Genomic DNA, 19,150 nt, shown 5'->3' with positions numbered 1-19,150 from the left:
GCGATGCCCGTTCTCAGAAATCGCGATTTCTCCCCGCATTTTTGTCTTTTTTTGTCCTGAGTCGTGTGTAAGGTTCACTAAGGCTGTGCGCGGCGAGGTGTCGCGCGCGAGCTCATGTCCGAGGAGAGTGCCATGGCAACTAAGAAGACGGCCGGGGGCGGCGCGAAGAAGACGTTGAGCAAGAGCGGCCTGATCCAGGCCATCACCGAAGCTGCCGGTGATGAGCTGAGCCGCAAGCAGGTGAAGAACGTTCTCGAGTCCCTCATCACGATCGGTCATCGCGAGCTGAAGAAGTCGGGCGTGTTCACGCTCCCCGGCTTTGCGAAGTTCCGGGTGGTCAAGCGCCCTGCGACGAAGGCGCGCCAGGGGATCAACCCGTTTACCAAGCAGCCGATGACCTTCGCCGCGAAGCCGGCGAGCAAGTCGGTCCGCGCTCGGCCGATCAAGGCCATCAAGGACGCGCTCCTCTAGGCAACCGCATCTCCCAGCGGAGCGCAGGGCGGCCACGGCGACGTGGCCGTTCTTGCTCCATGGCCCCGCGCCGGCCCTCTCGGGCCCGTGGCGGGGGGCGGCGCCTCCCGCGCGCCGACGGCCGCGCGCCGGCCGGACACACCGGCTCCCGGGGTCGGGGGGCGCGGGGCGGCCAGCGCCGCCCGCGCCGTCACGCCGCGGCGCGCGTCATTTCTTGCGGCTGTAGGCCTGCGCCGCCACCGGACCCGAGCCGGTGCGCGCTTTGACGACCAGCTTCACCGTCGCCGGCAGGGGGAACGGCCATTGGTAGCAGCTCTGCTTGGCGCCGATGGCGGCAGTCGGGCCGGTGTCCGAGTCGACCGCGAGCACCGGTTTCAGGTTGAGCGCGGCGAGCCCCGGCTGACCGCCGGCGTTGAGGTCGAGCTCCAGCTGGAGATCGACCTCGGTGACGGTGGGGAGCGCCTGCGCCAGGAACGTGTAGCAATAGCCCGGTTGGAGCATGAAGGTCTGCCCCGAGGCCGTCTGCCCCTCGGGGACCACGTTGCACACCGGCGCCCCCTCCGGCTGCATCTTCGGCGCCTCGCCGGAGGCGCGGCCCTGGAACATGGTGGTCATCGCCAGCGACTGGACTCCATCGCAGGGCGCCGCCGTGGGCACCGCGACCGGGGGCAGGCCGGCGTCCGGGGGCGGGGCGGACACCGTCGGCTGCGGGGGCGGCAGCGCCCCCGCGTCCGGGGGCTCGTCCGCGAACTCCGACTCCTTGCTGCCGCCGCCGCAGCCGAGCGCTGCCGCCGCGAGAGCCACGAGCACTGCTGAACCCAACGACCTACCCGTCACCGTCATCTGCGGCCTCCTCGCGCACGCCCTGCCGCACGCCGCGGCTCCTCGTTCGGAAAGCTGCGCTCGCGGGCGCTCATACACCCGAAGGAGGCCGGGGGCTACGAGCGAGGCGCTTTCGCCCGGGCGGGCCAGCGCAGGCGCGCCCGCGACGGCGGCCCTGCCCGCGCGCCTCTCGCGCCGCTCAGCCGGACCCGCCCACGAGCTCGCGCAGGATGCACATGCGCGCGACGAGGAGCGCCTCGGGCCGGATCGCGTGGTCGAGGTACGCGGCCGAGTTCGCCTCCACCAGCGACTCGCGCAGCATCCCCTGCTCCAGGAAGGTGACCGCGCGCCCGAGGTGCAGCCGCGCCCTGTCGGCCGCGATCCCCATGCCGGCGCTCGCCAGCATCTCTCGTTCCAGGAACCACCGCGAAAACTCTCCGGGACGATCGAGCTTCGCGCGGGAGCCTTGGTCGGTCATGACGTAGGCTACCTCACTTTTTGATCCTCGGCCAGCCGAGCCCGGCGGCGATGACGCTGGAAATCATGGCAGAAACAGCATGAATCCGCCGGACGGGCGCGATGAAAGCCAGGGCGTGACCCGTCCAAAGCCACATCCGGCGAACGGCCCTGAAGCCCGGTGGATCGGGCCTCGGGGCTCGCTCCGCGGAGCTCCCGTGAGCAATCGGTTGCGTCGCGAGCCCGTCAGTGAGATTGAACGCGGCGTTCTGCCGGAATTCGAGGAGGTTCTTTTGCTCCGTACGTTGGGCGTCCTGCCAGCCATGGTCCTCACCGCCGCCCTCGCTGCTGGTTGTCAACAGCGAGAGGCCTCCCCACCGCCGAGCTACGCGAACCAGCCCCCGCCCGGCTACTACCAGCAGCCCGGCTACCAGCAGCCTGGGTACCAGCAGCCCGGCTATCAGCAGCCCGGCTATCAGCAACCCGGCTATCAGCAGCCCGGCTACCAGCAGCCCGGGTATCAGCAGCCGCAGCCCGGCTACCAGCAGCCGGCGCCGACGCAGCCCGCCCCGACGCAGCCGGCGCCGACGCAGCCCGCCCCGACGACCTCGACGCAGCCCGGCGGCTTCCCGTGGCCGTTCCCGTTCCCTGGCCAGACCGGCGGCCAGCAGACCGGCGGCCAGCAGCCCGCCCCGAGCGGCAGCGGCAGCAGCTCCGGCAGCGCGTCGCCGGTCGACCCGAACTTCGCCTCTGCCGCGACCATCCCGCTGAACAACCTCGCCGCGACCGAGGCGCCGGGCATGACGAAGGAGGGAGGGCCGATCGCGGGCCAGTTCAGCGCCGGGCAGACCCTCGAGCAGCAGATCCAGCTGATGCCCGGCAAGTGCTACACGATCCTCGGCGTCGGCGCGGGGATCACCGAGCTCGACATCAGCCTCGTCGCGCTGACCCCCATCCCGATGGGCTCGTCGGTGCTGGCGCAGGACAACCTGACCGGCGCGAACGCCGCGCTCGGCGGCCGGGGCAATTGCTACCGCTGGTCGCTGCCCGTGGGCATCAACGCCAAGTACATCGTCAAGGCCACCGCCGGCTCGGGCGTCGCCGCCGCGCAGCTCTACGTGAAGTGACGCCGAAAGCGCCGAGGGCGCCGGGAGATCTCTCTCCGGGCGCCCTCGGGGGCTCGCCGTGAAGTGACGCCCGAAAGCGCCGAGGACGCCGGGAGATCTCGCTCCGGGCGCCCTCGGGGGCTCGCGCCTTCGATCGGTGCTAGACGCGGATCCCGGGCGCCGGGAAGCCGCGGCAGAGCTCCGCGACCTCGGCGGCGATGCGCGCGATGCGCGCCTCGTCGTTGACGTTCTGCGCCACGTCATCCATCCACGCCGCCAGGCGCTCCATCTCGGCGACGCCCATGCCGCGCGACGTCACCGCCGGCGTGCCGATGCGGAGCCCCGACGGATCGAACGGCTTGCGCGGGTCGAACGGGATCGAGTTGTAGTTGGCCACGATGCCCGCGCGATCGAGCGCCTGCGCATAGGGCTTCCCGCCGATCCCCTTCGGGGTCATGTCGATCAGCAGGAGGTGGTTGTCGGTCCCGCCGGTGATGAGCCGGAAGCCGCGCGACTCCAGCGCGCGCCCGAGCGCCTGCGCGTTCTCCACGATCTGCTTCGCGTAGGCCCGGAACCCGTCCTCCGAGGCCTCCTTCGCCGCGACCGCGATGGCCGCGGTCGTGTGGTTGTGCGGCCCGCCCTGGAGGCCCGGGAACACCGCCTTGTCGATCGCGCTCGCGTGCTCCTTCTTGCAGAGGATCATCGCGCCGCGCGGGCCCCGGAACGTCTTGTGCGTCGTCGACGTCACCACGTCGGCGATGCCCACCGGCGACGGGTGCGCCCCGCCGGCCACGAGCCCCGCGATGTGCGCGATGTCCGCCGCCAGGATCGCCCCGACCTCGTCGGCGATCGACCGGAACGCGGCGAAGTCGATCGTGCGCGGGTACGCCGTCGTCCCGCACCAGATGAGCTTCGGCCGGTGGGCGCGCGCCAGGTCGCGGACCTGGTCCAGGTCGATGCGGTGATCGCTCTCGCGAACCCCGTACGGGACGCTCTTGAAGTACTTCCCGGTGATGCTCACCGTCCAGCCGTGGGTCAGGTGACCGCCCGCGGGCAGGCCGAGGCCCATGATCGTGTCGTTCGCCTGCGCGAACGCGAGGTAGACGGCCAGGTTGGCCGGGCTCCCGGAGTAGGGCTGCACGTTCACGTGGTCGGCCCCGAACAGCTTGGCCACCCGCGTGCGCGCGAGCTCCTCGACCACGTCGATCTGCTGCTGGCCCTCGTAATACCGCTTGTGCGGGTAGCCCTCGGAGTACTTGTTCGTCAGCACCGAGCCGGTCGCCTCGAGCACCGCCCGAGACACGTAGTTCTCGCTGGCGATCAGCCGGAGCGTGTCCGCCTCGCGGCGCTCCTCCAGGCGGATCAGCTCGGCGATCTCCGGATCGACCTCGCTCAGCGGCCGCAGGCCCTGCACGTCGTTCTTCACGCTCATACCTCGAACTCCCCGCGTGAAAGGATGTCGGTGACCCGCCAGAGGAACGAGTTCGCCAGCACCCCGTCGATGATGCGGTGGTCGTAGGACAGCGCGAGGAACATGACCGGATGGATCGCGATCGAGTCCTCCTTGTCCTTCGTGACCACCACGACGCGCTTCTTGATCTCCCCCATCCGCAGGATGCCGACGTTCGGCTGTGAGATGATCGCGCCGCCGAACAGGTTGCCCTTGAGGCCGGGGTTGGAGACCGTGAAGGTCGTGTTCGCCAGGTCGTCGGCGGTGATCTTGCCCGACTTCGCCCGCCCGGCCAGCTCGTCGATGCTCCGCGCGATGCCGCGCAGCGACAGCTCGTCCGCGTGCTTGATGCTCGGGACGATGAGGCCGCCGGGCGTGTCCACCGCCACGCCGAGGTTGACGTCGCGCAGCACCACGTACGAGTTCTCGAGCACGCGCGCGTTGAACTCCGGGTGCTCGCGCAGCGCGCGGACGGCCGCGGCGCAGATGAAGGACAGGAACGTCAGCGACACACCCGCCTTCTTGAACTCGTCCTTGTGCGCGTCGCGCAGCTTCGACGTCTCGTGCAGGTCGACCTCGGCGACCGTCACCACGTGCGGCGAGGTCACCTTGGAATAGACCATGTGGTCGGCCGTGATGCGGCGGCGCCGGCTGAAGGGCACCACCTTGTCGCCCGGCTTGGGCGCGTAGGGCGGCACCTTGTACGCGCCGTATCCGACGCCGGGCACCGGCGGCACGAACCCGCCGCTCGACTGGATGAGCTGCGACAGCTCGGCCGCCTGGCTCGCCGTGCTCGCCGGCGAGGGCGCCGCGCTCGCCGGCGGCGCCGGCTCGGCCGACGCGCCGTGGGCCGCGCGCATCACGTCGTCGCGGGTGATCCGACCGTGCTCGCCGGTCCCCTGCACGCCGCGCAGATCGACGCCCGCCTCGAGCGCCAGCTTCTTCGTCGACGGGCTCGACAGCGGGCGGGCGCTCTCGTCATGCCCGTTGCTGCCCGGCGCGGGCGCCGGCGCCGGCGCGGCGGGGCTGGCCGCGGCCGCGGCCTGCGGGCGCTGCTCCGCTGCGCCCTGCGCCTCCGACGCGGCCTCGTCGATCTGGCAGAGCAGACCCTCCTTGGCGACGACGGATCCCTCGGCCGCCGCGATCCGCGTGACCCGACCGGCGGTCGGCGCCGGGATCTCCGTGTCTGCCTTGTCGGTCGCAACCTCGAGCAGCGGCTGCTCGCGCTTGACGAAATCGCCCTCGCGCACGAGCCACCTCGAGACGGTCCCCTCGAGCACGCTCTCGCCGAGCTGCGGCATGCGAACATCGACCATCGCTTCTCGCTCCTCCAACGCGCGCCGCCGTGAGCGCCCGTTTCTCGGGGCAAGGCGGCACGGTCGTATACGCCGCCCGCCCTTCGAGGGCAACGACACAGTGTTCGTTCGCTGCGCATCCTTTTCGCAATTCTCCCGCCGCTGCCTGGGTCGGCTCGGCGACGACGAACCGCGCCCGCCGACACGCCCGGCGCAGGAGGGCTGGAATCGTACGTGGAACCGTACGTAGAATCGCACGTCGACGCACGTAGACGCTGGCGCGCCCGAGCCGGTAAAAGGGCCCGGTGCGTGACGCCGCGCCGGATGTGACCGCGGTCCCTCGTCCCCGGGCCGCCTCGACCGAGATCGCGCGCGAGCGCCCCGACGCCGGGCCGGCGCGCGTCGCGGGGGCGCGGGCGATCTGCGCGGCCTCGCTCGGCGCGATCGCGTTCCTGCTGCTGCAGATCCTGACCTACGGCTACGGCCGCGATCAGGGCATCTACGCGATGGTCGCGCGGACGGTGCTCGACGGCGGCATGCCGTACCGCGACGCGTTCGACTTCAAGCCGCCCGGCATCTTCCTGATCTACGCGCTCGCGCGCGCGCTCTTCGGCCCGGCGCAGTGGGGCATCCGCGCCCTCGAGGTCGCCGGCCTCGTCGGCATGTGCCTCGCGATGACGTCGCTCGCCGGCCGCGCCTTCGGCGATCGCCGGATCGGGATCGTCGCCGCCGCGCTCGCCGTGCTCGTGCACGCCCAGCTCGATTTCTGGCACACGGCGCAGCCCGAGTCGTTCGGCGGCATGCTCACCGTCGCCGCCCTGCTCGTGGCCACGCCGCGGGGCCGCGCCGCCGGCGCGCCGCGCCCCGCGCCGCGCGCGGCCGCGCTGGTCGTGTCGGGCGCGCTCTTCGGCGCGGCCGGCCTCCTCAAGCCGCCCCTCGCCGGCGGGGGCGTCGTGCTCGCCGTCGCGCTGGCCGCGCCCGCCCTCGCCGAGCTCGCGCGGCGCGGCGCGGCGCTCGCGCGGCGCGGCTCGGCGAGCGCCGCGGCCGCCCGGCCCGCGAGCGGGGACGAGCCGGCGCGCTCTCTTCCAGGCGCGCCGCCGGACGCGCCGGCGCGTCCTCTTCCAGGCGCGCCCGTGCGCTCTTCCGCGCCCGCGCTCGTCTGGGCGGCGCTCCGGCCCGCCCTGCTCATCGCGCTGGGCGGCGTGCTCCCCGTGGTCGCCTGCGTCGCGTGGTTCGCCGCGAAGGGGGCGCTCGGCGATCTGCGGGAGGTCCTCTTCGTCTTCACGCCGCATTACACCGCGCTCGGGTGGCGCGGCGTGGGCGTGCTCGAGATGGCGTGGCACGGCGTCAGCGAATGGCTCGTCCGGTACTCCGGCCCGATCGCGCTCGGCCTGGTCTGCCTGCTCGCGCTGCACCCCGAGCGCCACGAGCGCGCGGGCGTGGCGCTGTTCGCGGGCGTGATCGCCATGCACCTCGTCGGCGTGGTGATGCAGGCGAAGTTCTTCCCGTACCATTACGGCGCGACCTGGCCGCTCACCGCGATGCTCGCCGCGCTCGGCCTCTGGAAGGCGTGGCGGCGCTGCGTCCAGCGCGGCGCGCGGGCGGCCGCCGCGCTCGTCGCGGCGGTCGTCGCGACCGCCTTCGCCCGCTCCGCGACCAAGGACGTGGCCGACGCGTACCTCGATCGCTGCGCCGAGCGGCTCGCGCTGCTCGCCGCGGGCGCGCGGGACCAGGGCCGCCTCGACCGCCTCGCCTCGGTGGCCGACGTCAACGCCGCGGCGAACCGCGCGGTCGCGGCGTGGCTGCGCGAGCGCGTCGCGCCGGGGCGGCCCGTTTTCGTGTGGGGCTTCGAGCCGGTGATCTACGACCTCGCCGATCGCCCGCCGGCGACGCGCTACCTCTACAACGTCCCGCAGCGCGCGGCGTGGGCCCGGCAGGCGGCGCGCGACGCGCTCATGCGCGACCTCGCCGCGAGCCCGCCGGCGGCGATCGTGGTCGAGCGCCACGACGTCTTCCCGTCGGTGACCGGCGACGCGCTCGACTCGCGCGACACGCTGGACGGGTTCCCGGCGCTCGCGGGGCTCATCGACGATCGCTACGAGCTCGCCGTGCTCATCGAGGATTTCGAGATCTACCTGGAGCGCTGAGGGGCGGGGTGGCGTGGGGCGGCGGCGCGGCCCGGGGGGCCGCGCGCGCGCCGGGATCAGGGGCAGGCGTTGTCACGGCCCGGGGTGGGCGCGGCCGTCACGAAGCGGCTGCCGTCGCGGGCGCCGTCGGCGCAGCGCTGGATCGACTGCGTCGCCGGCGCGGCCACCGCGCTTTCGTTGACCTGAACGCGCTCCGGGGCCTCCGGGTCGTCGGAGATGAGCGCGTCCAGGAGCTCCTCGTCGTCGGCGTCGTCCGTGCCGTAGACGACGGCATCGAGCAGGCGCGCGCTGGTGACCGGCGTGCCCGAGGGGAAGTCCGCGGGCAGCCCCTGGTACAAGGCGACCGCGTCCGCGCCGTTCTGCAGGGTGTCGTTCGGGAAGGCGAGGGCGGGCGCCGGGATGACGCCGCTGTTGCCGACGAGCAGGAGGCCGAACCGGTCGGTCGAGGCGTTGAGCTCGATCGCCCGGTAGGAGGTGTCGCCGGCGGACCCGTTGAAGAACACGAGCGTGTAGCCGGCGAGGCTCGTGAGCCGCCAGCCCGTGCTGATCTCGACGAACTCGAGCGCGTCGACCCCCGACGTGTCGGCGTCGAGCTCGTTGATCTGGAGCCGGAGCACCGTCACCCGGAACGAGGTCTGCCGCGCGCCCGGGCGGCTCACCACGATTTCCCCCGGGCCGATCGGCGTCGCGTCCGAGAGCACGGGGATCGTGATCCGCGTGTCGGAGTGGACCGTGAACGGTTGCGGCGCGTAGCTCACGGTCACCTCCGTCGCTCCGGTGAACCCCGTGCCGGTGAGCACGAGCGCGCCTCCGACGGCGATGATCGGGTAATCGACCGAGGTCACCTGGGCCGGCGCCCCGCACGGCGGGCACGAGGAGCCGCCGCAGTCGACGCCGCCCTCGTCGCCGTTGAGGCGGCCGTCCTCGCACGTGGCCGCCTGGCACACGAAATCGACGCACACCTGGGACGGGCAGTCCGTGTGGACCAGGCACTCCACGCAGGTCCCGGCGGCGTTGCACTTCCCGCCGTCGCCCAGGGCGCACTCGGTGCCGACCTCCTTCGGCTCGTTGACCGGGGAGCCGTCGCGGCAGGCGTCGATCGTGCACTCGCTGCGATCGTTGGGCACGTCGTCGTCGTCGTCGACCTCCACGACCGCGCCGCCTTCGCCACAGACGCGCTCGCTGCAGTCGCCGGCCATCTGCATCTCCGCCGGTGTCCCCGCGGCCACGGGCTCGGTGACGCACCCGCCGTCGACGCACCTCGCGATCGCGCACTCGCTCGCGGGCTCGGCGCAGTCCGCGTCGCCGGCGCAGGTGTCGCCGCCGCCGCTGCCGCCGGACCCGCCGTCGCCGCCGCCGCTGCCGCCGACTCCACCCTCGCCGCCGTCTCCTCCGACGCCGCCGACTCCGCCGGATCCGCCGTTGCCATTCCCGGAGCCGCCGTCGCCACCGCCGGAGCCGCCGTCGCCACCGCCGCCACCGCCGCCACCGCCGGAGCCACCGTCGCCACCGCCGGAGCCACCGTCGCCACCGCCGGAGCCACCGTCGCCGTCATTGCCGCCGGAGCCGCCGTCGCCGCCCCCGCCGCCGTCATTGCCGCCGGAGCCGCCGATGCCGCCCCCGCCGCCGTCATTGCCGCCGGCTCCCCCCAGCCCTCCTGCGCCCCCTTGCTCGCCGCTCCCACCGTCACCGATCTGGCTGCGATCGGGCGTCGTGGCCACCTCGCAGCCCGAGGTGGCCAGCAGCGAAATGCTCAGCGCGAGCGCGGATCCGTATCGATTCGATCTCGAAGTCATGGACACACCTGGTTGCGGGTTGAGCTGGTTGGGCTGGGCGCGCAGGCCGTCGACGCCGTCTGCGCTGCCCCGCGGCAAGGACGAGCGGGCGGGCATCCTAGACGCACGGGACGCCTGTTGAAAGTGCGCCGCGCTGCACGGCGCAGGGCCGAACCCGCGCTGGCCGGCGGCGGCCCCGCCGGCTCGCGGCGGCGCCTGCTCCCGCGCGCTCCCTCGCCGGGGTGGCGGGATCCGCCTGCTGGCATGCTCGTTGATGCATCGAACCGCCGGCATGCGCTCCGCCTCGGGCGGGGGTCGAGCGTGACGCCCCGGTTGCGGCGCGGCGACGCAGGGACGCGGCGATCGAGGAGCAACGAGCATGCGAATCGCGATCATCTCCACCCCGTTCATCCGGGTGCCGCCCTCCGGATACGGAGGGACCGAGCTGTTCTGTTACGAGCTCGCCGAGGGGCTGTCGGCGCGCGGGCACGAGGTGACGCTCTTCGCGACGGGCGATTCGTCGGTCGCCTGCCGCCGGCGATCGCTCTACGCGAGCCCGCGCTGGCCCCCGGCGCCGGAGGACGAGGTCAACCACGTCGCGTGGGCCGCGTCGGAGATCGCGCGGGAGGACAGGCTCGACCTGGTCCACCTGAACAGCCCGATCGCCGTCCCGTTCACCCGCTTCCTCCGTGTCCCGGCCGTGCACACCCTGCACCACGCGTCGTGCGACGAGAGCTCGCGCATCTACGCGCAGCACCCGGAGGTCGCGTACGTGGCCATCAGCGAGCGGCAGCGCTCCCTCGAGATCCCGCTCCCGCGCTCGTGCGTGATCCATCACGGCGTCACGCCGTCGCGCTACCCGGCGAGCCTCTCCGACGAGGGCTACCTCGCGCACCTCGGCCGTTATGCCGAGGAGAAGGGGACCCACCTCGCCCTCGACATCGCGAGGGCCGCGGGCATGCAGCTCAGGCTCGCCGGCCGCGCGCACCCGAAGGATCGACTCTATTACCTTCGCGAGGTCGCCCCGCGCCTCCGGGAGAGCGGCGCATCGGACCTCGGAGAGATGGATCACGATCGCAAGGTCGCGCTCCTGCGCGGGGCGCGCGCCCTCCTCTGCCCGCTCCAGTGGGAGGAGCCGTTCGGGCTGATCGCCGTCGAGGCCATGCTCTGCGGCACCCCGGTGCTCGGCTTTCGCCGCGGCTCCTTCCCCGAGATCGTCGACGAGGGGATCACGGGCTTCCTGGCCGCGCCGGGCGACGGCGCGCGCCTCGCCGCGCTCGCGGCGGGGCTCGCGCGCTTCGACCGCGCCGCCTGCGCGCGCCGCGCGCGCGAGCGCTTCAGCAGCGCCGTGATGGTGGGGAAGTACGAGGCGCTCTACCGCGCCGTGAGCGGCCCGCGCCGCGCCCAGGGCTCCCGCGCAGCCTGAGCGCAGCGGGGGCTGCCCCGCTCGCGCGCCCCAGCGCGCGGTCCGCGCCCGGGCCGGACCTCACGAGCGCGGCGGCGACGGCGCGCCGCGGGGGGACGCGGGCATCGCTGCCGGGGCCGCGTCGTCGATGTCCAGCCGGCGCCGCAGCGCCGCGCGGAGCGCCAGGTAGCCGAGGAACCCGACCGGGCCGAAGAGCAGCGTCAGCGCCAGGCAGGGCACGACCATCCAGTGCGGCAGGCCGAGCCGCGCCGCGTCGCGCACCTCCCAGGATCCCGTGAACAGGTCGAACACGAGATAGTGAATCCACCCGACCAGCAGCACCTCTCGGCGCGCGAAGAGCTGCCCGACCCCGTGCAGGCTGCCGAAGCTGCCCTCCCCCTCGCCGAACGTCGGCACGATCAGGATCAGGTACACGAGCGCGAGCGCCGCCGCGGTGCCCGCGGCGACGCGCTGTGTCCATCTCCATCGAGGAGCGAAGGCGAGCAGCAGCCAGCCGGGGAGGACCGCCGCATTGCAGATCGAGAAGATCGTCTCCAGATCCATGGGCTCGGGGCAGGGTAGGTGAACGCTCCTGGAGAGGCCAGGAGGCGCGCGGCGCCGCGGCTCGAGCGATCGTCCGCCGCCGCGGGGCGGCGCCGGATCGAGGCGCGTCGCGCCGCGGCCGCCGCGCGGGCCTCGGGCGCGGGGCGCGGCGGTGATAAGAGGCGGCCATGAACGAGCTCTTGCACGCCCTGCTCCGACGCCCGCCGCTCGGTCGCGCGGCGCGGGCCGCGTCGGACTGGGTCGATCTCCAGCTCACCCACGTCGTGACCTCGCTCGCGCGCCTCGCCCCGCGGGCGCGCGGGCGGCTGCTCGACGTGGGCTGCGGCGACAAGCCCTATGAGCACCTCTTCCTCCCCCACGTCCTCGAGTACCTCGGCGTGGAGCACGAGGCGACCTTCGGCGCCACGGCCGCGCGCGCGCGCGGCAAAGCCGACATGCTCTATGACGGCGAGCGGCTGCCCTTCCCGGACGCGAGCTTCGACACCGTGCTGAGCGTGCAGGTCCTCGAGCACACCCCCCGCCCGGAGGCGCTCGTCGCCGAGATGGCGCGCGTGCTCCGCCCGGGCGGTCTGCTCCTCCTGAGCGCGCCGTTCTCGTTCCGCCTGCACGAGGAGCCGCACGATTACTTCCGTTTCACCCCCCACGGCCTCCGCGCCCTCTGCGGCCGCGCCGGCCTGATCATCGAGGAGATCTGCCCGCACGGCGGCCTCTGGAGCCTGCTCGGCCACAAGGTGAACAGCTACCTGGCGCTCCGGGTGGCGCAGATCGGCGGCGTGGCGCAGGCGATGGGCAAGCTCGGCCACGAGGCCAGCGAAGGCCGCGGCGCGCGCGTGTGGACGCTGCCGCTGGTCGCGCCGGCCATGATCGCGGTGGCCGCGGGTGCGCGCGTGCTCGACCGCGCGCTGCCCGATCCCACCGAGACGCTCGGCTTCACCCTGGCGGCGCGGCGGCCGGCGGCCTGACGCGGGCCGCCGCGGGCCTGACGCGGGCTCGCGCGCGACGACCCGCCTACGAGCGTCCCGGGACGAGCTCCCCGGCGATGCGCTGCACGCTCTGGAGCAGCGCCCTGATCTGATCGCCGACGACCGGCCCCGCGTCCTCGACGAGCCCCTCGATCTGCTCGAGCACGGGCGGCAGCCCGTCCGCGGTGACCTCGTGGATGCGCTCGCCCCCGAGCTTCGCCTCGATGCGCGCGAGCTCGTCCTTCAGGTCGCCGAGCGCCTGCGACACGTGCTCCCTGTTCTGCACGTGCTCGTGGCGCGAGAGCTCATACGCGATCGCGATCGCGCTCCGGACATCCCGCTGCACTTCCATCCGCTCCATGCTTCCTCACCCGTGCCGTCGCCGGCGGTAGTGGATCTCGAACGCGACCCGCCGCGGGGCGTCGCACCGCCCGGCGGCCGGTACGCCCATCCATGGGCGTGGTCTGCCTGGCCGTCTGCCGATCGCGCCCGCGGGGCGGAGCGGACAGACGGCGTGTCGCCTTCAGCGTTTCAGCGCCTCAGCGTTCCAGCGCAAAGCAGCTTCCGTGCCCTCGCCGGCCCTCTCGCCCTGCTCGGCCGAGCGCGGTCGGGCGCGTCCCCCGGGCGCGCGCGCCCGGCGCGACCCACGCGGACGATCCGCCTCACGTGTCGCAGATCGCCACGCGGTCGCGCGCCTGCCGCGGCTCGGCCGTTCGCGGGGGCCGGCCGCGCCGGGCCGGCCGCGCTCCCGGGCAGGGGCCTCTCAGGGCACCAGCTCGACGCCGCTGAACTCGATGGGAAAGGTGATGACGGTCGTCACCCCGCCTTGCGGCGGGGGGAACTGCATCTTCTCGAACGCATCGGCCACGCAGCGGTCGACCTGCGGGATCTTCGCGGTCGACCTCACGACGTCTGCCTTGTTGACCTTGCCGCTCGGGCCGATGGTCGCCTTGACGGTCACCTTCCCGACGAACTTCGGCGAGCTCTTGACGCCGATCTTGTAGCACTCGTCGAAGAGCTCCGCGTGCTTCTCCACGACGTCGCGGACCTGCGCCTCCGAGAGGCTGCCCCCGAGCGTCCCGGTCGCGACGGCCGCGCCCGGCTTCACGTTCCCGTCGCCCCGCGGCGCGGCCGGCTTCGGCGCGGCCTCGACCGGCGCGGCCGCCCCGGGGACCTGCGAGGTCGCCGGGGGCGCCTCGCCGGCGGCGGGCGTCGGGCCCGCGGGCGCCGGGGCTGTCGTGCCCGCCGGCTCAGCGGGCGTCGTGCCCGCCGGCGCCGTGGAGGTCGTGCCCGCCGGCTCCGGCGGCGCGGGCTGCGCCGGCGCCTGGGCGGGCGGCGGCGCGCAGGCCGACGCGAGCGCGAGGACCAGAACCAGACCTGTTCGGCGAGAGCTCATGCCCGAAGGTAAAACCCGGATGCGGGGCCGTGTCCACGAGGATGGAGGCGCGCCGCCGCTCAGCGCAGCCGCAGCACCTCGACCTCAGACGCGCCGCCGCCGTCCAGGAGCCTCGGCGCTCGGCCCCGGTCGCGGGCCTTCAGCGACGCCCAGAACACCTCCGTCCCCGGCCGCTTCCGGATCGGCACCGGATCGGCGTAGACGAAGCCCGCCCTCCAGCGCTGCGGCGAGATCGCCGTCGGGAGGCCGACCTCGCGGTAGACCGGGTCCGCCATCGTCGTGGACAGCGGGGCGCGCTCGACCACCCGCGACCGCACCGAGAGCGCCACGTCGCTCGCCGCGGGCCCGCCCGCGCGCACGAAGATCGTGAGGAGCGAGCGCGCGCCCTCGTGGAACGTGGTCCCGAGCAGCTCGGTGCCGTCGTCGAACCGCGCGCCGAGCGGCGCGAGCGCGGCGGTGATCTCCGAGAAGAGCGCCGCCGCGCGCGCGGCGTCGCCCGCGGCCAGCGCGGCGTTGTGGGCGATCCGCTTCTGCTCCAGCGTCTCCGGCGGGCCGGCCGGCGGCTCGGCCGGCTGTCCGAAGTGCGCGCGGAGCTCCCACGTGAGGAACGGATCCGGCACGATCTCGCGCTCGGGCTCGGTGCCCGACACGAAGTACCAGGCGAGGAGCCCCGGCTCCCGCTCGCGGAACGAGAACGCCTCGATGCCGCGCGCCCCCTGCGCCGGCGCCTCCGCCCCGACGCCCGCGCCGAGCGCCCAGAACGGGCCCACCGCGGTGATGTCGAAGCGCTGCGCGAGGCTCGCCTGGTCCCGGTCGAGCAGGAACCGCGTGTCCGCGAGGTAGGCGCCGCGGGGCGGCGTCTCCCTCGGCGCGGGCCGGGTCGGCTTGACGACGCGCCCGCCGAGCGCCCAGACCTGGGCCCAGGTGGCCTTCATGCCCTCGTGCATCTCGACGAGCGCGTCGGTCGACGGCGGCAGCCTCGGCGCGAGCCAGCGCAGGAACGCCGTCTTCTCCCCGTCGGAGTCGATGAGGTGCCCCCGCTCGTTGAAGCGCCCGCCCGTCTCGCGCGCGTAGCGCAGCGCGGGGAGCCCGTCGCGCAGCACGGCGGCGAGCGGCGCGAGCCACAGCGCGAGCGCCGCGAGCGCGGGCCACGCGGGCGCCGGCCCGGCGGGATCGCGCGCGGCCCCGGGCGCGCGTTGCGCGGCCGCGGCGGCGGCGCGCTCGAGCAGCGCCGCGCCGGTCGCGACGAGGGCGGCGGCGGCGAGGGCGAAGTAGGCGCCGAAGTAGTGCGGCCAGAAGATGTGGATGTCGGCGCCCTGGCGGAAGACGACGTACTGCACCGTCGCCGTCGCGAGGTAGAGCAGCGGCAGCGCGTCGTGCTCGCGCCGGAGCAGGGCGAGCCGCGCGGCGCAGACGAGCGCGCCGAGCTTCCCCGCGGCGATGGCGATCGGCGTGAACGAGAGCTCGATCCAGTACCGCCGGCTCGCGAGCACCTTGGCGAGCGGCTCGGCGTTGCCCGAGGAGCGGAACCCGTAGCTCGCCAGGAGATCGGCGAGCTTGCCGGCCTGGTGGAAGAGGGCGAGGTAGAGCGCGGCGGTCAGCGCCGCGAGGAAGGCGGTGAGCACCCACCACTGCGCGTAGCGCCGCTCGTGGATCGGGCCGAAGACGCGCTTCGGGAGCAGGTAGGCGCGGATCGCGCCGAACGCGAGCAGCCCGCCGGTGAGCACGAACGCGGGCCAGTCGGCGTGCATGCCGAGCGTGAGCCCGAGCGCGCTCACCGCGAGGTAGCGGCGCCGGCCCGTCTGCGTGAGCCGGACGTACCCGAAGAGCCCGAGCAGCGTCCAGGCCATGACCGGGACCTCGAGCGCGTTGAGGTTCGCGAACGCGAGCGTGATCGGCAGGACGACGAACGCCGCCGCCGCGGCCGCCCCTGCGGCGGGGCGGTAGACGCTCCGGCCGATGGCGTAGAGCAGGGGCGGCGTCGCGGCGCTCAGCAGGACGGCGGGCAGGCGGCAGACGATGTCGTGCCGCCCGAGGACCTTCATGAACGCGGCGGTCGTCCAGAAGATCCCCCAGGGGTGGTGGCAGTAGTACATCTCCGGCGCCGGCCGGCTCGCGGTGTACTCCCACACGGGCCCGGCGATCTTCCAGCGGAGCATGTTCTCCGCGATGATCCCGACGCCGGCGGACGACGCGTAATGGCCGGCGAGGAGGGGCCCGAACATCTCCCACGCGGCGGCGAGCGCGAACCACGCGGTGGCGACGGCGGTGACGGCGAGCGCCGCGCGGGTCTCGAGGCGGGAGGCGGCGGGGAGGCCGCGCAGATCGGTCGGGCGGGGGGCGGGGCGCGGGAAGAGCAACGTGCGCGCAGCCTAGCGTCGATGGGGCGCGTCCGGATGAGGAGAGAAGCCCCCGCTGCCCGCGGCGGCGGCGCGGGTCGATGCGCGCGCGCGGCTCGGGTAAGGTAGGGCATGTCGACCGAGGCGCACAGGCAGGTTCACGGGCGGGCGCACCGCGACGGCAGTGGGCGCGATCCGACGTTCTATCCCGTGGAGAAGAAGATGGGGGAGGACTCCCTTCAGACCTGGATCGTGGAGCTCCTCCGTCCGCTGATCGAGCGCTGGTACCAGGAGCTCGGCCGGCCGCGGTTCGTGGGGGCGGACCAGTTCATCTATTATCAGCAGTTCGATCCTTCCAAGGTCGTGGCGCCGGACGTGTACGTGCTCCCCGGCGTGCCGCCGGGCCGGCGCGTGCGCAGCTGGAAGGTGTGGGAGACCGGGATCGCGCCGAGCTTCGCGCTCGAGGTCGTCTCCTCCGACGAGCCGTACAAGGACTACGTGGACGCGCCCGAGCGCTACCGGGAGCTCGGGGTGAGGGAGCTCGTGATCTTCGATCCCGACTGGGAGAGGAGCCGGGATCGGGTGCGCTGGCAGCGCTACCGGCGGCTGAAGACGCGGGGGTTCGTCCGGGTGGAGACGACGAACGTCGATCGGATCTACGCGCGCGTGCTCGGCTGCTGGCTGCGGGTGATCGGCGAGGGCGACGCGGCGCGCCTCCGGCTGGCCACGGGATCCGGGGGTGAAGCGCTCTTCCCGACCGCCGCGGAGGCGGAGCGGGCCGCGAGGGAGGCGGAGCGGGCCGCGAAGGAGGCGGAGCGGGCCGCGAAGGAGGCGGCGCTGGAGCGCGTCGCGGCGCTCGAGGCGCAGCTCGCGAGCGCCGCGGGCGCGAAGGACAAGGGGCCTGGGGCGGCCTGAGCCTCGCCGGCGCGCGGCCGTTCAGGCCCGGAGCAGCGTGACCCGCCGGCCCGAGGGCGTCCGGGCCTCGTCGAGCCGCGTGCGCGCCTCGACGTCGCCGGCCGCGGCGCGGCGGTCGAACAGCACGAGCACGCCCTCGTCGAGGCCGAGCTGGGCGAGGTAGCCGTCGAGCTGCTCGAGCCCCTTCGGCGTGGGATCCTTCTCTCCCTCGCGCCAGACCTTGAGCTCCAGGGCCGCGCGCTGCACGGCGCGTGACCCGTCCTCGCCGCGGTACGGCCACCGGACCAGGAGGTCGATCCTCCCCCGGCCGAGGCCGTACTCCCGCTCGATCAGCCCGCCGCCGTTCACCACCCGCTGGAGGAAGGCCATCAGCACGAGCTGCGGCGCGACCTCGTGGTAGCCGAGGTTGCCGGCGAGGGCCTCGCCGTGCTCCCTCCAGAAGGCGGCGAACTCGCGGAGCAGGCGCGCGACGTCGAGCCGGCCGTCGGGGAGCACGAAGCTCCTCGGCTCGGCCAGGATGACCGGCTCCACGTCGCCGGCGAGCACGCGGGCGATGACCTCGCGGTAGATGGGGTTCGCGATGCGCGCGGGGTTGGTCGGCGCGACGAGCCCGAGGTCGCGGACGTACTGGAGCTCGTCCTGGTAGGCGTCGCCGACGATCGCGAGCGTGCCCGAGAGGATCGGCTCGAGCACGCGCCGGACGCGCGGCTCGTGCAGGCGGGCGACCAGCGAGTCGAGGTGGGTGGCGCGCTCCAGGATGAGGCGCTCCTTCGCCTCCTCGACGTGCGCTCGGGTGATCGGCTCGCTCGCCGGCACCGCGAGCTTCTCCACGATCTCGCGGGCGAGCGCGTTGACCAGCCACGGCTGCCCGGCCGTGAGCGCGATGGCCCGCTCGATCGCCTCCTCGGTGAAGACCTGGCCGGTGTCGGCCGTGTGCTGGGCGTAGAGCTCGCGCACCTCGCCGGCGTCGAAATCGCCGAGCTTGAGGGACTCGAGCTTGACGTTGAACGGGCTGGCGGTGCCGAGGCGGCTCGGATCGCCGCCGCTCGCCGCCTTGTACTCGCGCACGTCGCGCAGGCCGCAGAGCGCCACCGCGGCGGGGAAATCGCCGGGGCGATCGGGGAAGCCGGCGCGCAGCTGGCGCAGCACGCTGAGGAGGCTCTGGCCGCGCAGGGCGTCGATCTCGTCGAAGAACAGCGCCAGCGGGCGCGTGCAGGCGCGGGCCCAGGCGCGCAGCGCGACCTCGACGCGGTTGCCCTCCGGGGCGGCGGGGAAATCCGGCGGGCGCAGCGCCGGCGGCAGGGTGAGCTCGGCGCGCGTCCGGATCGAGCTGAGCAGGATGCGCTCGGCGGCGCCGTAGTCGTCGCCTGCCGCCTCGCCCGCCTCGCAGGAGAAGTGCAGCGCCGCCCAGCGGCCCGACGCGGTGAGCTGCTCGGCGAGCGCGCGGAGCGCCGTGGTCTTCCCTGTCTGTCGCGGCGCGTGAACCACGAAGTAGGCACGCTGCTCCACGAGACCGGGCGCCTCGGGCAGGCGCCGCTCGGCCGGGATCATGTAGTGCCAGTCGGGACGGCAGGGGCCGGCCGTGTTGAAGCGGCGTGCCATGCGCGCAGCTTGCGTCCCGGAGCCGGGCGGCGGCAAGGGCCGCGCGCCGCCCCCTTGCGAGGGGTCGCGGGCACATCGCGACCTCTGCGCGCGGGCTTTCGAGGCCCTCCGGTCGGTTCCGGATCGACCGAGCACCCCTTGCGAGGGGTCGCGGGCACATCGCGACCTCTGCGCGCGGACTTTCGAGGCCCTCCGGTCGGTTCCGGATCGACCGAGCACCCCTTGCGAGGGGTCGCGGGCACATCGCGACCTCTGCGCGCGAGCTTCCGAGGCCCTCCGGTCGGTTCCGGATCGACCGAGCGCCCCTCGGCAGGGGTCGCGGGCACATCGCGACCTCTGCGTGGGAGCTTCCGAGGCCCTCCGGTCGGTTCCGGATCGACCGAGCGCCCCTCGGCAGGGGTCGCGGGCACATCGCGACCTCTGCGCGCGGGCCTCCGAGGCCCTC

The 19,150-nt window shown here is 74.0% G+C and carries 16 protein-coding genes; 6 read left to right on the top strand and 10 right to left on the bottom strand.

The features are described from left to right. The first annotated feature begins 132 nt into the window (after positions 1-132). The gene (locus tag WME83_RS39210) at positions 133-471 is read left to right on the top strand and encodes an HU family DNA-binding protein (protein WP_020739698.1); all 339 of its coding nucleotides are present in this window, start codon (positions 133-135) and stop codon (positions 469-471) included. 207 nt (positions 472-678) lie between these two features. Here the strand turns inward: WME83_RS39210 and WME83_RS39205 are convergent, their stop codons facing one another. Further along, a complete protein-coding gene (locus tag WME83_RS39205) occupies positions 679-1,275 on the bottom strand; it encodes a hypothetical protein (protein WP_437314812.1) in 597 nt (198 codons plus the stop codon). Between the two features lie 217 nt (positions 1,276-1,492). Beyond that, positions 1,493-1,771, bottom strand: coding sequence for a hypothetical protein (locus tag WME83_RS39200; protein ID WP_061626740.1), 279 nt, complete (start codon positions 1,769-1,771; stop codon positions 1,493-1,495). Positions 1,772-2,042: 271 nt separating this feature from the next. Here WME83_RS39200 and WME83_RS39195 point away from each other — a divergent pair, with 271 nt between their 5' ends. Beyond that, entirely contained in the window at positions 2,043-2,876 is an 834-nt protein-coding gene (locus tag WME83_RS39195) for a hypothetical protein (RefSeq protein WP_437314811.1), read from the top strand. 139 nt (positions 2,877-3,015) lie between these two features. On the opposite strand, the gene glyA is transcribed toward WME83_RS39195, so the two are convergent. Beyond that, positions 3,016-4,287: a serine hydroxymethyltransferase gene (gene glyA / locus WME83_RS39190; RefSeq protein WP_437314810.1), complete on the bottom strand. Its 1,272-nt coding sequence runs from the start codon at positions 4,285-4,287 to the stop codon at positions 3,016-3,018. Next, positions 4,284-5,621, bottom strand: a complete 1,338-nt coding sequence (locus WME83_RS39185; RefSeq protein WP_437314809.1) for a dihydrolipoamide acetyltransferase family protein — start codon at positions 5,619-5,621, stop codon at positions 4,284-4,286. The genes glyA and WME83_RS39185 overlap by 4 nt, the downstream gene beginning before the upstream one ends. Positions 5,622-5,905: 284 nt before the next feature. Here WME83_RS39185 and WME83_RS39180 point away from each other — a divergent pair, with 284 nt between their 5' ends. Further along, positions 5,906-7,747: a glycosyltransferase family 39 protein gene (locus WME83_RS39180; RefSeq protein WP_437314808.1), complete on the top strand. Its 1,842-nt coding sequence runs from the start codon at positions 5,906-5,908 to the stop codon at positions 7,745-7,747. Positions 7,748-7,803: 56 nt separating this feature from the next. Here WME83_RS39180 and WME83_RS39175 read toward each other — a convergent pair whose 3' ends face one another. Beyond that, entirely contained in the window at positions 7,804-9,543 is a 1,740-nt protein-coding gene (locus WME83_RS39175; protein ID WP_437314807.1) for a hypothetical protein, read from the bottom strand. Positions 9,544-9,901: 358 nt separating this feature from the next. Here WME83_RS39175 and WME83_RS39170 point away from each other — a divergent pair, with 358 nt between their 5' ends. Continuing rightward, on the top strand, positions 9,902-10,948 hold the full coding sequence (locus WME83_RS39170; protein ID WP_437314806.1) for a glycosyltransferase family 4 protein: 1,047 nt from the start codon (positions 9,902-9,904) through the stop codon (positions 10,946-10,948). A gap of 60 nt (positions 10,949-11,008) precedes the next feature. On the opposite strand, the gene WME83_RS39165 is transcribed toward WME83_RS39170, so the two are convergent. Beyond that, on the bottom strand, positions 11,009-11,491 hold the full coding sequence (locus WME83_RS39165) for an ABA4-like family protein (RefSeq protein WP_437314805.1): 483 nt from the start codon (positions 11,489-11,491) through the stop codon (positions 11,009-11,011). A gap of 167 nt (positions 11,492-11,658) precedes the next feature. On the opposite strand from WME83_RS39165, the gene WME83_RS39160 reads away from it, so the two are divergent. Next, positions 11,659-12,453: a class I SAM-dependent methyltransferase gene (locus tag WME83_RS39160; protein ID WP_437314804.1), complete on the top strand. Its 795-nt coding sequence runs from the start codon at positions 11,659-11,661 to the stop codon at positions 12,451-12,453. Between the two features lie 46 nt (positions 12,454-12,499). Here the strand turns inward: WME83_RS39160 and WME83_RS39155 are convergent, their stop codons facing one another. From WME83_RS39155 to WME83_RS39145, 3 genes are all read right to left on the bottom strand, one after another. Then, positions 12,500-12,814, bottom strand: a complete 315-nt coding sequence (locus WME83_RS39155; RefSeq protein WP_437314803.1) for a hypothetical protein — start codon at positions 12,812-12,814, stop codon at positions 12,500-12,502. A 402-nt stretch (positions 12,815-13,216) separates the two neighbouring features. Then, positions 13,217-13,849, bottom strand: coding sequence for a TonB family protein (locus tag WME83_RS39150; protein WP_437314802.1), 633 nt, complete (start codon positions 13,847-13,849; stop codon positions 13,217-13,219). Positions 13,850-13,908: 59 nt separating this feature from the next. Further along, complete coding sequence (locus WME83_RS39145) at positions 13,909-16,209, bottom strand: ArnT family glycosyltransferase (protein ID WP_437314801.1); 2,301 nt, start codon at positions 16,207-16,209, stop codon at positions 13,909-13,911. Positions 16,210-16,320: 111 nt separating this feature from the next. Between WME83_RS39145 and WME83_RS39140 the strand changes: the two genes are divergently transcribed. Further along, complete coding sequence (locus tag WME83_RS39140; RefSeq protein WP_437314800.1) at positions 16,321-17,103, top strand: Uma2 family endonuclease; 783 nt, start codon at positions 16,321-16,323, stop codon at positions 17,101-17,103. 21 nt (positions 17,104-17,124) lie between these two features. On the opposite strand, the gene WME83_RS39135 is transcribed toward WME83_RS39140, so the two are convergent. Continuing rightward, the gene (locus WME83_RS39135) at positions 17,125-18,705 is read right to left on the bottom strand and encodes an ATP-binding protein (protein WP_437314799.1); all 1,581 of its coding nucleotides are present in this window, start codon (positions 18,703-18,705) and stop codon (positions 17,125-17,127) included. Positions 18,706-19,150 lie beyond the last annotated feature (445 nt).

This window comes from Sorangium sp. So ce385 (assembly GCF_051474135.1).
Classification (GTDB): Bacteria; Myxococcota_A; Polyangia; order Polyangiales; family Polyangiaceae; genus Sorangium; species Sorangium cellulosum_D.
This window is presented reverse-complemented; position numbering and strand designations above follow the sequence as displayed.

Bases quoted from the DNA above. Each gene is read 5' to 3' on its own strand.
- WME83_RS39210 (WP_020739698.1), top strand. From the start codon at position 133: ATGGCAACTAAGAAGACGGCCGGGGGCGGCGCGAAGAAGACGTTGAGC.
- WME83_RS39200 (WP_061626740.1), bottom strand. From the start codon at position 1,771: ATGACCGACCAAGGCTCCCGCGCGAAGCTCGATCGTCCCGGAGAGTTT.
- glyA (WP_437314810.1), bottom strand. From the start codon at position 4,287: ATGAGCGTGAAGAACGACGTGCAGGGCCTGCGGCCGCTGAGCGAGGTC.
- WME83_RS39185 (WP_437314809.1), bottom strand. From the start codon at position 5,621: ATGGTCGATGTTCGCATGCCGCAGCTCGGCGAGAGCGTGCTCGAGGGG.
- WME83_RS39175 (WP_437314807.1), bottom strand. From the start codon at position 9,543: ATGACTTCGAGATCGAATCGATACGGATCCGCGCTCGCGCTGAGCATT.
- WME83_RS39170 (WP_437314806.1), top strand. From the start codon at position 9,902: ATGCGAATCGCGATCATCTCCACCCCGTTCATCCGGGTGCCGCCCTCC.
- WME83_RS39165 (WP_437314805.1), bottom strand. From the start codon at position 11,491: ATGGATCTGGAGACGATCTTCTCGATCTGCAATGCGGCGGTCCTCCCC.
- WME83_RS39160 (WP_437314804.1), top strand. From the start codon at position 11,659: ATGAACGAGCTCTTGCACGCCCTGCTCCGACGCCCGCCGCTCGGTCGC.
- WME83_RS39155 (WP_437314803.1), bottom strand. From the start codon at position 12,814: ATGGAGCGGATGGAAGTGCAGCGGGATGTCCGGAGCGCGATCGCGATC.
- WME83_RS39150 (WP_437314802.1), bottom strand. From the start codon at position 13,849: ATGAGCTCTCGCCGAACAGGTCTGGTTCTGGTCCTCGCGCTCGCGTCG.
- WME83_RS39140 (WP_437314800.1), top strand. From the start codon at position 16,321: ATGTCGACCGAGGCGCACAGGCAGGTTCACGGGCGGGCGCACCGCGAC.
- WME83_RS39135 (WP_437314799.1), bottom strand. From the start codon at position 18,705: ATGGCACGCCGCTTCAACACGGCCGGCCCCTGCCGTCCCGACTGGCAC.